7 protein-coding genes are annotated in these 15,806 nt (G+C 62.5%); 2 read left to right on the top strand and 5 right to left on the bottom strand.

Going from position 1 to position 15,806, the window contains the following annotated elements:
* Nucleotides 1-93 precede the first annotated feature (93 nt).
* From infB to EI290_RS00420, 5 genes are all read right to left on the bottom strand, one after another.
* Complete coding sequence (gene infB, locus EI290_RS00440) at nt 94-3,150, bottom strand: translation initiation factor IF-2 (RefSeq protein ID WP_125425545.1); 3,057 nt, start codon at nt 3,148-3,150, stop codon at nt 94-96.
* A 124-nt stretch (nt 3,151-3,274) separates the two neighbouring features.
* The gene (gene nusA, locus EI290_RS00435) at nt 3,275-4,561 is read right to left on the bottom strand and encodes a transcription termination factor NusA (protein ID WP_125425543.1); all 1,287 of its coding nucleotides are present in this window, start codon (nt 4,559-4,561) and stop codon (nt 3,275-3,277) included.
* 128 nt (nt 4,562-4,689) lie between these two features.
* Entirely contained in the window at nt 4,690-5,163 is a 474-nt protein-coding gene (locus EI290_RS00430) for a ribosome maturation factor RimP (RefSeq protein WP_185816774.1), read from the bottom strand.
* 112 nt (nt 5,164-5,275) lie between these two features.
* Complete coding sequence (locus tag EI290_RS00425; RefSeq protein WP_125425541.1) at nt 5,276-9,163, bottom strand: DUF7948 domain-containing protein; 3,888 nt, start codon at nt 9,161-9,163, stop codon at nt 5,276-5,278.
* Between the two features lie 77 nt (nt 9,164-9,240).
* Nucleotides 9,241-12,717 carry a DUF7948 domain-containing protein gene (locus tag EI290_RS00420; protein ID WP_125425539.1) on the bottom strand — a complete coding sequence of 1,159 codons (3,477 nt, stop codon included), beginning with the start codon at nt 12,715-12,717 and terminating at the stop codon, nt 9,241-9,243.
* A gap of 129 nt (nt 12,718-12,846) precedes the next feature.
* Between EI290_RS00420 and EI290_RS00415 the strand changes: the two genes are divergently transcribed.
* On the top strand, nt 12,847-13,971 hold the full coding sequence (locus EI290_RS00415; protein WP_125425537.1) for an endonuclease/exonuclease/phosphatase family protein: 1,125 nt from the start codon (nt 12,847-12,849) through the stop codon (nt 13,969-13,971).
* Nucleotides 13,972-14,213: 242 nt separating this feature from the next.
* On the top strand, nt 14,214-15,761 hold the full coding sequence (cysS, locus tag EI290_RS00410; RefSeq protein ID WP_125425535.1) for a cysteine--tRNA ligase: 1,548 nt from the start codon (nt 14,214-14,216) through the stop codon (nt 15,759-15,761).
* Nucleotides 15,762-15,806: the final 45 nt, after the last annotated feature.

Below are 15,806 nucleotides of genomic sequence, written 5' to 3'. Positions count from 1 at the left end.
CAATAGCATAATGATGTGAATGGGCTAAACGCAACCGGGCCCCGACTTGTGCAAGTCGGGGCCCGGTTAATAGGGGAGAATACTATCGGTTGCCTACAGCGTCCGTTTCACTTCCTGTTCTTCGAAGCCTTCAATGTTGTCGCCTTCCCGCAGGTCGTTGAACCCTTTGAGCGAAATGCCGCACTCGTAACCCTGGCGTACTTCCGACACATCGTCTTTGTAGCGCTTGAGGTCCTGAATGTCGCCGGAATGCACCACAATACCGTCGCGCACGAGGCGCACTTTGGTTTTGCGGGTAAACGTGCCATCCGTTACCATACAGCCGGCAATGGTGCCCACTTTGGTAATGTTGAACACCTGACGGATTTCGGCGTTGGCCACCACTACCTCCTTCACCGTCGGGGCCAGCATACCTTCCATGGCATCCTTCACCTCGTTGATGGCGTTGTAGATAATCGAGTACAGGCGGATGTCGATCTGCTCCTGCTCGGCCAGTTTGCGGGCACTCTGCGAAGGCCGCACCTGGAAGCCGATAATAATAGCATCGGAGGCCGAGGCCAGCAATACGTCGGTTTCCGAAATGGCACCCACGCCTTTCGAGAGGATGTTTACGGCTACTTCCGGAGTACTCAGCTTGAGCAGGGAGTCGGCCAGGGCCTCCACCGAGCCGTCCACGTCGCCCTTCACAATTACGTTGAGCTCTTTGAACGAACCAATGGCCAGACGGCGACCAATTTCGTCCAAGGTAATGTGCTTCTTGGTGCGCATGCTCTGCTCCCGGGCCAGCTGCTGCCGCTGCGTAGCCAGTTCACGAGCTTCACGCTCCGTTTCCATTACCTGAATTTTGTCGCCGGCCTGGGGAGCACCCGTAAGGCCGAGTACCTGCACTGGGGTAGCAGGTCCGGCCTGCTTCATCTTTTTGCCCCGGTGGTCAGTCATGGCCTTTACGCGCCCGAAGTGTGGGCCCGCCAGTACAATGTCGCCCACCTGCATCGTGCCGGTTTGTACCAGAATGGTAGTTACGTAGCCCCGGCCTTTGTCCAGCGAGGCTTCGATAACCGTACCCACCGCGTTGCGGTCGGGGTTGGCTTTCAGCTCCAGGATTTCAGCTTCCAACAGTACTTTTTCGAGCAGGTCGTCGATACCAATACCCGTTTTGGCCGAAACCTCCTGGCTTTGGTATTTGCCACCCCATTCCTCCACCAGCACATTGATTACCGACAGTTCTTCCCGCACTTTGTCGGGGTTGGCACCGGGCTTGTCAATCTTGTTGAGGGCAATTACAATGGGCACACCCGCAGCTTGCGCGTGGTTGATGGCCTCTTTCGTCTGCGGCATTACCGAGTCGTCGGCGGCTACCACAATAATGGCAATGTCCGTAATCTTGGCACCCCGGGCACGCATAGCGGTAAATGCTTCGTGACCCGGCGTATCAAGGAAGGTAACCCGCTTGCCCGATTTGGTCATCACGTCGTACGCCCCGATGTGCTGGGTGATACCACCGGCTTCGCCTTTGGCTACGCTGGCATTCCGGATGTAATCGAGCAGGGAGGTTTTGCCGTGGTCAACGTGACCCATGATGGTCACAATAGGAGCACGGGGCTGCAGGTCCTCCTCGTTATCTTCAATTTCGATGGTCGTATCCTCCTCCTCGGCGCTCAGGAACTCAACATCGTAGCCAAACTCATCGGCAATAACCGTAATGGCTTCGGCGTCGAGGCGCTGGTTGATGGATACGAACATGCCCATGTTCAGGCAAACCTTGATGATTTCATTCACCGACACGTCGATGAGCGAGGCTAGGTCGTTGGCTGAAATGAACTCGGTTACCTTCAGGGTTTTGGCGTCCAGCTCGTTTTGAGCACGCAGCGCCTCCCGGTCTTCGGCGGCCATGTTGCGCTTGTCGCGGCGGTATTTGGCCCGGTTTTGCTGCTGACCACCACGGCCACCGCTGAGCTTAGCCAGTGTGGCCTTGATCTGTTCCTGAATCTGCTTGTCGTTCTGTTCGGGCGTGAGGGCCGGTGCCGGCTGGCGGTTGCCACCGCTCCGGTTGTCACGGTTGCCACCCTGCTGGCCGGGGCCACCGGGACGGCCGCCGCCCTGCTGGCCGGGCCCGCCGGGACGGTTGCCACCGCCCTGCTGGCCGGGGCCACGGTTGTCACGATTACCGCCGCCCTGTTGGCCAGGGCCGGTTTGGCCTCCCGGCTGGCCAGGACCAGTCATGGGAATCCGCTGCCGCTTTTTCTTATCGTTGGCGTTAAGGCCGCTCTTGCGCACATCGGAGGAGGCAACAGGACGGGCACCCCGGCCTCCCCCGCCTCCGCGGCGTGAAGAGTCAAGGGGTAGCTCGATTTTGCCCAGTACGGTGAGGCCTTTCAGTTGATCGGCCTTGGCAACGATAGTGCCTTCTTCCGCCGTGCCGGCTTCGGCTGCAGCCGAGGCATCGGTTGAGGCCGAAGCCTCGGCCGAAACCGCAACAGGTGCTTCTGGAGCTACTACCGGCGCTGGTGCGGCGGGAGCAACTACGGGAGCTTCTACTACCGGTGCCGGGCGCGGCGTTTCCGCTACTGGAGCAACCTCCGGCTTGGGAGCAGGTGCTGGAGCAGCGGGAGCCTCCACCTTTGGAGGAGCGGCAGGAGCCTTAGGGGCCTCTACCGCTTTAGGTGCTTCTGGTGCTTTGGGGGCTTCAGCGGAAGGTTGAGGCGCCGGCTTGGGCGGCACGGGGCGGCCTTTAGCATCCAGCTCAATTTTGCCCAGCACTTTCAGGCCCGGCACGCGGGCGGGCTCTTCGGTGGGAGCCGGTGCTGGCGGAGGGGTTTCAGCGGCCGGAGCCGGCTGGGGAGTGGGTTGCGGAGCCGGGGCGGCTGGTTTCGCAACGGGCGCAGCAGCCCGCGCCTGGGCTGCCTGGACAGCCGCAGCTTCCAACTCACTCTGGCGCTTGGCCTGGCTTACTTTGGCGGCGTCCATCTTGTCCTGGGCCGACGACGCGAAGGCCTTCTCCAGCAGAGCCACTTGCTCCGAGGATAGCTTGGTCGTGGGTTTGTTTTCGATGGAATGCCCTTTTCCCGCCAGGAAATCCACAATCGTGGAAAGCCCAACGTTCAGGTCTTTGGCCGCCTGATTCAGCCGTTTGGTTGCTGCTTCCGCCATTCTATGCTCGGGGACGATACTCTTATCTTGGTGCAAAGGTACTAACTTAAATCTTGCCGGGCGGCGCTAAAATCAAACCACCCGGTCTGATGTTAGCGCCCTTGCCGTACCGGCCGCCGCGCACTCATTGCGCGTCGCCGGAATTTGGGGTTTCGTCGTCCTGGTCGTCGCTGTCTTCGAACTCCTGGCGAATCACGCGGAACAATTCTTCCACGGTTTCTTCCTCCAGTTCCGTGCGGCGCACGATGTCCTCCTTGCTCACAGCCAGTACGGCGCGGCCGGTATCGAGGCCGATTTTCTTCAGCTCATCGAGGATCCAGCCTTCAATTTCGTCCTGGAACTCGTCCAGGGCAATGTCTTCCTCGAAGTCGCCGGCATCCCGGAACACGTCGATTTCCATGCCTACCAGGCGCGAGGCCAGCTTGATGTTGGCACCGCCGCGGCCAATGGCCAACGACACCTGGTCGGGCTTCAAGAACACCGAAACCCGCCCAGTTTGTTCGTTGATTTTCATCGACGTGAGCTTGGCCGGCGACAGGGCCCGGGCAATGTACAGCTCCAGGTTGTCGGTGTAGTTGATAATGTCGATGTTCTCATTCTCCAGCTCGCGCACCACGGCGTGGATACGGGAGCCTTTCATGCCCACGCAGGCCCCCACGGGGTCAATCCGGTCGTCGAAGCTTTCCACGGCCACTTTGGCCCGCTCGCCCGGCTCCCGCACGATGTTCTTGATGGTGATAAGGCCATCGAAGATTTCGGGTACTTCCTGTTCCATCAGGCGCTCCAGGAAAGCCGGTGCAGCCCGCGAGAGAATGATTTTGGGCGTACCGTTAAGTACATCTACGCGGTGGACCACAGCCCGGATGCTGTCCCCTTTACGGTAACGGTCCTTCGGAATCTGCTCGCCTTTCGGCAATACCAGCTCGTTCTCGTCTTTGTCGAGAATGAGCGCTTCGCGGCCCCACACCTGGTACACCTCGCCCACTACAATTTCGCCCACCTGGTCCTTGTACTGCTGGTACAGGTTGTCGCGCTCCAGGTCCTTCACCCGCTGAATCAGCGTCTGGCGGGCCATGAGCACGGCGCGGCGGCCGAAATCTTCCAGCTTCACTTCTTCGGCTACCTGCTCGCCGATTTCGAAGTCGGGCTCAATCTTCTGGGCCTCGGTCAGCGGAATCTTGTCGAAGTCCCAGATATCCTCGGAGTTGTCGTCCACGATTTCGCGGTTGCGCCAGATTTCCAGGTCGCCCTTGTCCACGTTCAGAATCACGTCGAAGTTCGAGTCGTCGTCGTACTTCTTGCGGATCATCGTGCGAAATACTTCCTCCAGGATGCTCATCATGGTAGGCCGGTCGATGTTCTTCGACCGGGCGAATTCGGCAAACGATTCAATCAGGACGTTGCTGTTCATTGTTTTTAAAGCTTTTAGCTACTAGCTGTTAGCTGGTGGCATGGTTTCCAACAGACGACAACAGCTAAAAGGTGAGGATTCGAAATCAAGCTAACGGCCAACAGCCATCAGCTACCAGCGTACTGTACTTACTTAAACGAAATAACCACTTTGGCCTCGCTGATATCAGTAAAGGGAATCAGCACGGCGGGTAAAGTCTTTTTCTTGCTTTTTTCCTTCACCACTTCGGCCAGCTGAATGCCGGTGGGCTCAGCAGCTTCCAGGGTGCCGGTTTTCTCGGTGCCGTCGGCCATTTTCAGGCTGAGGGTGCGGCCCACGTGGCGGGTGTACTGGCGGGCGTCGCGCAGGGGCTGGTCGGCGCCGGGCGAGGTTACTTCCAGGGTGTAGCTGGCATCTTCGCCGTACTCCTCGTCCACGCGACGGGCCAGGCGGCGGCTGACCTGAGCGCACTCATCAATGCCCACGCCCTGCTCCCCGTCGAGAGTAACGGTGACTTTGGGCCGGATGGCATCCGACACGGCCAGGCTCACCACGAACAGGCTGCCATCGGTGGGCAGACTATCCTGGAGCAGCTCGGAAAGGCGGGCTTGATCGAGTTTCATGGGCGGGTTACCGGATAAAAGAAAGAGGGGACTATCCGTCCCCTCTGTTCGTGTTCTAGTTTGCTGCTGCAAAGATACAATGCAAAACCACGGAAAGCAAGCTGTCAGCGGCTCAGCGCTGTACCGTCAGCCAGCCCTTGATAGGGGCCCCGTCGGGCAGGCGCAGCATGTAGTAGTACACGCCGTCGGGCAGGCCGTCGGCGCGCCAGTCGTTGCGGTAAGCGGTGGCCTCGAACACCTTGTTGCCCCAGCGCGAAAACACCTGTAGCTGGCCCGGGCAGGCCGTACGAATCACAAAAAACTCGTTTTTATCGTCCCCATTGGGGGTGATGATGTTGGGCGGCAGCTGCTGGGGAATTACCTCCACGGCGGGCAGCGTGGCCGTTTGGGAGCAGCGGCCGGCGTTGAAGAAGGTAGTAACGCGGGGGCGGTAGGTGCCCGCCTGGGCGAAGGTGTGCGTAACGCTGCTGCCCACGGCCGGGGCCGACCCGTCGCCAAACTCCCAGCTGGAAGTGGTGGCGCCGCCGCTAAAGGTGAGCGTCAGCGGGGCCAGGCGGTTTTCGGGGCAGCTGGCCGGGGTCCAGGTTGGGGCGGTGGCCGGGGGCGCGGCCACGGCTACCCGGCGGGTGCCGGTGCTCTGGCAGACATCGGGCAGCGTATAGGTAAGCGTTACGCTACCCGTGAAGCCGGCAGGAGGAGTAAAGCGGCCGTCGGGCGTAACGTTGAGGCCGCTCCAGGTACCCCCGGCCACGGCCGCCCGCAGCCGGAAAGGCTGGGTGCTGCCAGGACACAGCAGCGTATCGGCCCCGGCGCTGACGGCAACAGGGGCGCTGACCTGCACGGTGATGGAGCCGGTGTAGTCGCAGAGGCCGAAACCGGTGCGGTAGGTGAGGGTATGGGTGCCGGCTCCGGCCAGAGCCGGCGTGAAGGTGAAGCCCGGGCCAGCGGCCCCCCGGATGCCGTTGCCGCTCCACGAGGCCGCAGGCGGAAGGGCTACCGGCACGGCGTTGGTGGTGCAGTAGGCCGGCAGAGTTGGCGGGGTAAAAGTGGGCGTGGCCAGCACGGTAACCGGCATGGGAGCCGAGCTGGTGCAGCCGCCGGGGGCCGTAACGGTGTAGGTGAGCAGCCGGTTGCCCAGCAGCGCCGGAGTAGGCGTAAACACGAAGCCCGTTGCCGCCGAGCCCGATACCCCGGGCCCCGACCACACGCCGCCCGCCGGGCTGCCCACCAAGGCCTGGGGGCCGGCTCCGGTGCAGGTAACCAAGCCCGCGCCGACTACTGCCTGGGTTACCGTAACCGTGCGCGTGGTTTGGAGCTGGCAGCCGTTGGTGGTTACCGAGTACACCAGGGTGTGCGTACCCGGGCCGGCTACGGCAGCGTTAAATTGCGCACCGCTCACGCCCGGCCCCGAGAACGTGCCGCCGGCCGGCGTGGCCGCCAGCCCCACTACGGTGGGCACGCCCGGGTTCAGGCAGAAGCTGGTTTGAGCGGGGGCCGTAAACGCAATGGGTGGCGCCGGCACCACGGTCAACTGCAGCGTAGAAACCCCGCCGCAGGGGCCCACACCCGTCACCGTATACGTGAGGGTTTGAGTGCCCAACAGGCTGGCGGTGGGCGTGAAGAAAAAGCCCGCGCCCACCGAGCCCGTTACGCCCGGGCCCGTCCAGACGCCGCCGGCGGGGCTGCCCTGCAAGGGAATGGGGGCTGAAGCCACGCATACGTTCCGGTCGGTGCCGGCCACTACATTCACAGTTTCAAAGTTGTACTTGAAAGCAGCGTTGTTGCAGTTGGTGCTGTTATTGACAGTAGAGTAGTAGCCGGCGCCCGGCGGAACGGGCCAGTCACTGGAGCCCCCGCAGCCCCCGCATACGGCATGATACACGACCCCACGTGGGTCGAAACGGGAAGTGCCGCCGTCTACGTGGTCCTGGCCGCTGCCCCCGAAAAACGTGGCATAATCCAAGGCCCGCGCCCCCGTCGACAGCTGCATCAGGTAAAAATCATTTCCGTCGGTGGAGCGTTGGGTGGCGTTGGTGGTAGTAGGCAGGCCCTGCACGGTGCCATTGCCGTAGCCGGAGTTGTTGCCGCCGCCCCAGCCGCTCACGTAAATCCGCTCACACTGATCCACCAGGAAAGCGGTGGGCGAAAGGTCGATGGTGGGGCGGCCACTGCCGAAGGTGGTGGCAAACTCGGTGGCGGTCAGGTCGGCGTTCAGCTTATGAATGAACTGCCGCCCGCCCGCAACGCCGTAGCGGTTGCCCACGGTGGGGTAGGCGCCCAGCGTCTGGCCCAGCAAGTACACGCCGCCACTCTGGTCGAGCTGCACGAAATAGGCCTGGTCATAAGCCGTAGTACCAACCAGGGCCGACCTTTCGAGGACGGTGCCGGAGGCGCTGATGCGCGTGACAAAGCCATCCACGTCGCCGCGCTGCGCGGGCTGTACGGTACCAGCCGTCAGCGGAAAATCGGGGCTGGTGGTGCCGCCGGCCACGTACAGGCGGCCGGCCGCGTCCAGCTGCAGGGAGTAGGCGGCATCCGGCTGGTTGCCGCCCAGCTGACTGCCCCATACCACTTGGTCGAGGCCGGGTGTGAGCTTGGTAACTACTCCGTTGAGGCCGGCCGTGTAGGGCAGAAAGTTGTTGCGAACCGGAAAATCGGGGGAGGAGGTGTTGGAGGCCAGGTACACGTTGTCCTGTCCATCCACCAGAATGTCGCCCCGGAAAGCGTCGCCGTAGTTGCGCAACAGGTTGAAGCCGATGGTGGAAGGCAGCACCCCTTCGTTGCCGATGCCGCCCAGGTAGGTAGCGGCCAGCAGCCGGCTCCCATCGGCGCTGAATCGCACCACGGCCAGGTCGGAGCCGTTGGGCATGTTGGAGGGCGAGTAGCCGAAGTAGGGGTTGATGGCGTTGCCGCCGTTGAAGCTCCGGTCGAGGGCTCCGGCCGTGGTGGGGAAGTTAGTGGAGCCGGTGGCCGCCAGCACCAGCAACTCGCCCCGGCTGTTCACCACCATGCTCTGCGGGAAATCGGCGCCGAGGCCTCCCAGGTAGGTGGCCCACACCCGGGCCCCCGGGCCCCGGGCCGTGGTATTGTACTTGATGATGGCAATATCGGTGGAGCCGGCAAACTGGGTGCTGTAGGCCCCGGGGCTGGCCGGGTAGCCCGTGCTGAACACAATGCCCCCGGAATAGAGGTTACCCTGGGCATCATAGGTAGCCGTAAAGCCCCAGTTATCAGCTAAAGAACCCGTAAACGTGGAAAAGACCACCGTGGGGTCGATGGTAAGTGCCCGGTGCGGGTCGTAGGCACCCAGGCGGAAACTGACCTCCTGGTTGCGCAGCACGTAGGCGCAACTCACGGGCTGGCGCCGGCCCTGCGCATCGGTTTGCCAGGCCCGGGGCGCCAGCTCCCGCAGCGTACCCACGGAGGTGCTGATTTCCAGCTGGCCTTCCGGGGTCAGCTTCACGGCATCGGCACCGTGGTAGCGCAGCCGGATGCGGGCAGGGTCGGCCAGCGGGGCTAGCTCGAAATCGTATTCCAGCTGCTGGTGGTCGTTTTCATAGAAGTGCGCCCCAATGCCCGCCCACACGGCCGGGTACCGCAGTTGCCGGAAGCTACCTACGCCGGCCGCCCACCGGGCCGGGTCGGACCCTTGTAGGTAGTTGCGCTTGTCGGGGGTGGCCTCCGCGGGCTGCACCCGGGCCGAAGCGGCGGCGCCCACAAACTCCACCCGCACCGCGTGGGCCCCAGCGGGTACCGGCATGGCAGCGGGCCGGGGCGAGGCCGTGTGCGGATGCTCCAGGCCCCGGGTAAGGGCATAGGTGAGGCCCCCGGGCTCCATAAACAGCCGGCCGCCTGGCACGTCGGCGGCGTACAGCACCGGGGTGGGCCACTGGCCTTTGTTCTCAATAAACTCCAGGTGGTGCTCGGGGCCGGTAGGACTGCCTTTTGCTCCGATACTGAGGGCCAGCCACAGGCCCATAAACAGGTACAATTGCTTCATATATGCAACAAGCCGAATAACGCTAATAGCCGCAAAGCTACGGGTTATTCGGCTGGTTGCAGCAGGAAAAATGCCCGTTACTGCTCTACCGTAATCCAGCCTTTGGCCGTGCGGCCATCGGCATCTTTCAGGTGGTAGTAGTATAATCCGTCGGGCAGGTTGTCGGCGCGCCAGTCGTTGCGGTAATTATCAGTTTCAAATACCTTATTGCCCCAGCGCGTGAACACGCGCAACGTAGCCGGCCGGCAGCTGAAACGGGGCATAAAGGTTTCGTTTTTGTCGTCGTGGTTGGGCGTGATGATATTGGGCACGAATACCTCACCTACCAGTACCGGCACGAAGCTGGTTTCCACGGTGCAGTTGGCGTAGCGGGCGGTGAGCTTGGCCGTGTAGGAGCCTGGCTGCTGGTAGACGTGGGTAGGCGCTTCTTCCGTCGAAACGGGGCTTCCGTCGCCGAAGTCCCAGGTGTAGCTGCCGCCCGTCAGCACGGGCACAAACGGACAGCTGAAAGGTGCCAGCCCCGTGTACTGGGGAAAATTGCTGCACTCGGGCACGTTCAGCGGAAAGTTAACGGACGGCGAGGGGGCCAGCAGCACCTGGCGGGTAGCGGAGGCAGTGCACCCGTTTTCGGTAACTGAATACGTAAGGGTGAAAATGCCGCCGCGCAGATTGGTATTGGGCGGCGTGAACAGGCCCGTCGGTGTTACGCCGGGGCCGCTCCAGGTGCCCCCGGCCGGGCTGGCGCCCGTCAGCTGCACCGGCTGGGTTTCGTAGGCGCAAAAGGTAAGGTTGGGCCCGGCCACCGGCTTGGGAAACGGGTTGACCACTACCGTGCGGGTAGCCGTGCCGCAACCCAGCGTGTCGGAGTAGGTGTAGGTGAGGGTATAGGTGCCGGGGCCCGCCTGCTGCGGATTAAACACATTGCCCGACAGGCCTGCCGGCCCGCTCCAGGTACCCCCGGCCGGCGTGGCTTGCAGCGTTACGGCGGTGCCATTGGCGCAGAGAGCCGGCACCGGATTGATGGTGACGGCCAGCTCCGGCGTCACAATCATGGCCAGGGGCCGGATGCTGCGGCAGATGCCAGTGGTTTGCACCGAGTACTGCAGCAGGTTACGCCCTACCAGGGCCGCGCTGGGCTGAAACTGATAGGTGCCGTTGGCCAGCCGCGTAACGCCTGGCCCGCTCCAGATGCCCCCGCTGGGCTGGCCGCCCAGCGTAACCGGGCCGCTGCCTTGGCACACGTAGCGGGTGGGGCCGGGGTCGGCAACGGTGAGGCCAAAGCTGATGGCAAAAGCCGCGTTGTTGCAGTTGCTGCTGGCATTGCGGGTGGTATAATAGTTGGCGCCCTGCGGCACCGGAAACCCCTGGGTGCCCCCGCAGCCCCCGCACACGGCCTGGTATACCACGCCCTTTTTATCGAAGCGGGAAGTGCCTCCATCCACATGCTCGCCCCGGGCACCCCGCTCCCCGTAAAAGGTAGCGTAATCGAGCCCCGTGAGGCCAGCCGCATACTGGGCCAGGTAAAAGTCGCTGCCGTCGGTAGACGTTTGCAGGGCCCCGCTGGTTGTGGGCAGCCCCAGGGTGGAGCCACCACCATACGTGGCATTCACGTTGCCGCCCCAGCCGCACATATACACCCGCTCACAGTCATCCACCAGGAAAGCCGTTGGGGAAATATCAAACCCATCCCGCCCGGAACCCACGGTGGTGCTGTACTGCGTGGTACCCAGGCTGCCGGTCAGCTTCTGAATAAACTGATGCGCCCCCCGGACGCCGTAGCGCCCGGCCGTAATAGGGTAGTTGTTAGAAGTGGTCTGCCCCAGAATGTACACGTCGTTGCTGGCATCCAGCTGCAGAAAGAACGCCAGCTCGTTGGCTGCCGTACCCAGGTAGGTTGCGTAGCGCAGGGCCGTGCCCGCCGGGGTGAAGCAGGCCACGAACCCTTCGCGCCCTCCGGCAGACTGCATCTGCAGCCCACCCGTTATCGTCGGGAAGTCGCGGCTGTCGGTGCCGCCGGCTACGTACAGGTGGCGGTCGGGGGTGAGTTGCAGGGAAAAGGCTGCTTCGGCACCTGTACCCCCCAGATAAGTGCTCCAGGTCAGGCGGTTCAGTGCCCGGGGCAGCCGGCATACCACCGCGTCGGAGAGGCCCTGGCGGGTAGGCTGCACCGGCTGCGCCAGCGGGAAGTTGGTGCTTTGCGTAACGGAGGCCACGTACACGTTATTCTCCCCATCGGTCAGCACATCGCCCCGGAAGGTGTCGCCGTAGTTGTTCACCAGCCCCAGGTTGAGGCCGTCGTTGCTGGAGCCTCCCAGATAGGTGGAGGCCACCAGCCGCGCCCCATCGGCGCTGAGGGTGGCAATGAACAGGTCGGAGCCGACAGGGTAGCCCATTTGCCCATTCAGAGCCCCTCCCAATGGGTTGACGCCGGGGCCGCCCTGAAAAGCGCCCTGCACCGCCCCGGCCGATACCGGGAAGTTAGACGACCCGGTAGTGCCCAGCACCACCAGCTCGCCCAGGCCATTCACCACCAGACTGTGAGGCGCATCGGTATTGTTGCCGCCCAGGTAGGTAGCGTACAGCCGGGCCGCCGGGCCCGAAGTGGTAACGCGGTATTTGATGATGGCTACATCCCCGATGCCGGCAAACGTCTGCTGAAAGGCACCCGTAGAGGTGGGGTAGCCCGTGGCAAAAGCTACCCCACCCGAGTACATATTGCCTTGGGCATCGTAGGTAGCCGTGAAGCCCCAGTTATCGGCCGCTGAGCCCGTAAACGACGAAAACAACACTGTGGGGTCGATGGTAAGCGGGAGCCGGGTATTGTAGCTGCCCAGGCGGAACCGCAGCGTTTGCCCGCTCAGCTCAAAGCGGCAGCTCACCGGCTGCTGCTCCCCCGAGGGCAGCGTCTGCCAGGCCCGGGGGGCCTGCTCCGTTACCTCGCCCACCGAAGTCTGGATGCGCAGGTGGCCCTCCGGGGTCAGCTGCACGGCATCGGCTCCGCCATACTGCAGCCGGATGGCGCCGGGGCGGCCGCCCGGGGCCACCTCCATATCGTATTCCAGTTGCTGCTGGCGGTTTTCGTAGAGGCGTACATCCACGCCGGGGTACACGCCTTTGTAATACACCTGCCGGAAGCCCCGTACCTGTCCTGCCCATTGCGCGGGATTATTGCCCTGGAAGTAATTGCGCGTGCCCGCCGTGGGCTGCGAAGCCTGGGGAACCACGCGCGGGTTGCCACCCACAAACGACACGGTATAGGCATGGCCCCGCACGGTAGCCGGAGCCGGCCGCTGGGGGCCGGTAGTGGCCTCGTGGTGGTGCGAGGCGGTCCGCAGCGCCGCGGGGTCCAGGAAGGAGTAGGTAAAGCCCGTGGCCGTGAGGTAGAGCTGGCCCGCCGGCACATCGGCCCGGAAAAAAACCGGACGGGGCCACTGGCCCTTGTTTTCCACAAATTCCAGGCTCTGGTGGGGTTCAGGAGCCCAGACGGGTTGCGGGGCTGCTGCGGCCAGCAATGTACTTAGGCAGAACAGGATACAAGTAAAAAATCGGAGCATAGAAATGAGTTTACAAACGGCACGAAAGATACGTACTCCGCCGCGCAAAACTCGGGCCGTTTTGCGGGTGCAGCTGGCTCCGCCGGAAGGGCTACCTTTGGTGGCTGATCAATTCTGCCGTTGAAAGCTGTGCGTCGTTCGTTTGCCTTTAAGAGTACCGTGTTGGTGATGGGGTGGGTGCTGGTGGCCATTGCCTGCGCCCAGGTTCCGGCCTACACCTTCTGGCCGGCCATTTTCGGGGCCCTTACCCTGCCGGTGGCCCTGCTGCTGAACCTGTTGCTGGTGGGCTACTGGCTGCTGCGGCGCTGGCCGGTGGCCCTGCTGCCGCTGGCCCTGGCTGTACTTACCTGGCCGCACTTTCAGCGGGGGCTGGCTTTGCACCCCTTCCGCGCGGCCAATGCCCCCGCCCCGGCTGCCGGCCCGGTGGTAACGGTGCTGTCGGCCAACGTGCGCATTTTCAACGTGTACCCTCAGCTGCGCAATGCGGGCTTGCAGTCATCGAAAGCCATGGTGCAGTGGCTGCAGGAAAGCCCGGCCGATATCCTGTGCCTGCAGGAGTTTTACAACGAGCCAGCCGGTACCCGCACCCAGGATGGCGCCGTATTCCGGACGGTAGACAACATCGGGCGGGAGGCGGGCCGGCAGGTGTTTCTGTCCAAAACCCTGACCAACAGCGCCGGGGCCGAGTTTGGTATGGCCATTTTCTCGCGCTTCCCCATTGTGCGCCGGGGTACCATCAGCTTCGGTAAGCTCACCCAGAACCACGCCATGTGGGCCGATGTGCGCCTGCCCTCCCGGGATACGGTGCGCGTGTACAGCTTTCATCTGCAGAGCATGAGCATGGATGAGAAGGACATTGTGGACAGCTACTCCAGCAAGGCCGGCCTTAAGCAAAAAGGCCTGGACCTGCTGCGGCGCTTTAAGCGCGGAGCGGTAGCCCGGCACTGGCAGGTTGATACAATGGTGCAGCGCTTTGCGCGGTGCCGCTACCCCATCCTGCTCTGCGCCGACCTCAACGACGTGCCCTACAGCTACAGCTACGACCAGCTGGCCGACCACTTCCAGAACGCCTGGGCCACCGTGGGCAATGGCGTAGGCAGCACCTATAACGGCCGCCTGCCCTTTGTGCGCATTGATAACCAGTTTGCCGGCCCCCAGTTCACGGTGGCAGACTGCCGGGTGCATTACGAAATTCCTTACTCCGACCATTTCCCTACCACCGCAACGTACCAGCTGCGCAAAAGCACCCATTAGTAAGGAGATTGTACCGATTAGGAAACGTCTTGTACTAGCCTACGAACTTTATAGACTAGCGAATGGGCCTTTTGTACTTTTAGAGCTGACTTTTAAACTAATTTTCAGGAATAACCCAGCTTTATCCAGACTTTTAGCTGGCCGCAGCTGTTATCAGGCCTCGTTGTTGTCCGCAGCCGGAGGCAGTTACAAAATCTGATTTTACCGCCTTTACTGCCAAAACTGCGGTTACTTTTGCACCCATGCAGCACCCACTCTCGCTCTACAACACCCTCACCCGTCGCAAAGCCCCGTTTCAGCCCCTGAATGCTCCTTTTGTGGGGGTATACCTCTGCGGGCCGACGGTGTACAATGAAGCCCACGTGGGCAACGCCCGCGGGCCGGTGGTGTTTGATGTGCTGACGCGCTACCTGCGCTACCTGGGCTACACCGTGCGCTACGTGCGCAACATCACCGATGTAGGCCACCTGGAAGGCGATGCGGACGAAGGGGAAGACAAAATCGGCAAAATTGCCCGCGCCAACAAGCTGGAACCTATGCAGGTAGCTGAGGGCTACACCAACCTCTACCAGCAGCACATGGAGGCCCTTGGTTGCCTACCGCCCGATATTACGCCCCGGGCCAGCGGCCACATTGTGGAGCAGATTGAGATGGTGCAGCAAATCATCGACAATGGCTTCGGCTACGAGTCCAACGGCTCGGTATACTTTGATGTACCCGCTTACAACGCCGCCGGCCGCGAGTACGGCAAGCTCAGTAACCGCGTGGTGGAGGAGCTGCTGGCCGGCTCCCGCGACAACCTGGCTGGCCAGGAGGAAAAGCGCAGCCCCCTGGATTTTGCCCTCTGGAAAAAAGCCGATGAGCGCCACCTCATGCGCTGGCCCTCCCCTTGGAGCGAGGGGTTTCCCGGCTGGCACCTGGAGTGCTCGGCCATGAGCCGCAAATACCTCGGGGCCGAGTTCGACATTCACGGCGGCGGGCTGGACCTTATGTTTCCGCACCATGAGTGCGAAATTGCCCAGAGCCAGGCCTGCAACCACCCCACCAACGAGGCCCAGGTGTGGATGCACAACAACATGCTGACGGTGAATGGCCAGAAGATGAGCAAGTCGCTGGGCAACTTCATCACCATCAGTCAGCTGTTCTCGGGCGAAAATACCACGCTGGCCCAGGCCTACTCGCCCATGACGGCGCGGTTCTTTCTGCTCCAGGCCCACTACCGCAGCCCCGTTGACATTACGGATGAAGGCCTACAGGCCGCCCGCAAAGGCTACCGCAAGCTGATGAACGGCCTGCGCCTGCTGGATAAGCTGCGCGAGCTGAGCCTCTCGCCCGACGTAATCAAGGCCCGCACTGTAGCTCCGGTCACGGAAGGCAAAACCCCCGATACTACCGCCGCCGACGCGGAGCTGCACAAGCTGGTCCAGGACTGCTTTGTGGGCCTCAACGACGACCTGAACACGGCCCGCTGCATTGCCAGCCTGTTTAATCTGCTGCGTAAGCTCAACGGATTTGCCGCCAACCCCGCCACCCTGGCCAGCGTCAGTGCCGCTGCTCTGGAGGAGGCTGCCACGGCCTACCAAGCGCTGGTGCAGGATGTGCTGGGCCTGCACGATGAGCCCCGGGCCAGCGCCGAAGACCTGCTGCGCCTCACCCTGGAGTTCTACCAGGAAGCCAAAGCCACCAAAGCCTACGACAAGGTAGACCAGATCCGGGCCGCCCTCAAGGAGCAGGGCATTGTGGTGAAGGATACCAAGGCCGGCGTAGACTGGGCGTATAGTGAGGAATAAACGGGTACGTTTGAACGTCATGCAAAGGCGCAGCCGAAGCATCTC

Origin of the sequence: Hymenobacter metallilatus (assembly GCF_003944705.1) — a bacterium.
Lineage (GTDB): Bacteria > Bacteroidota > Bacteroidia > Cytophagales > Hymenobacteraceae > Hymenobacter > Hymenobacter metallilatus.
The sequence above is the reverse complement of the archived record's forward strand: the minus strand, read 5'-3'. Positions and strand labels throughout refer to the sequence as shown.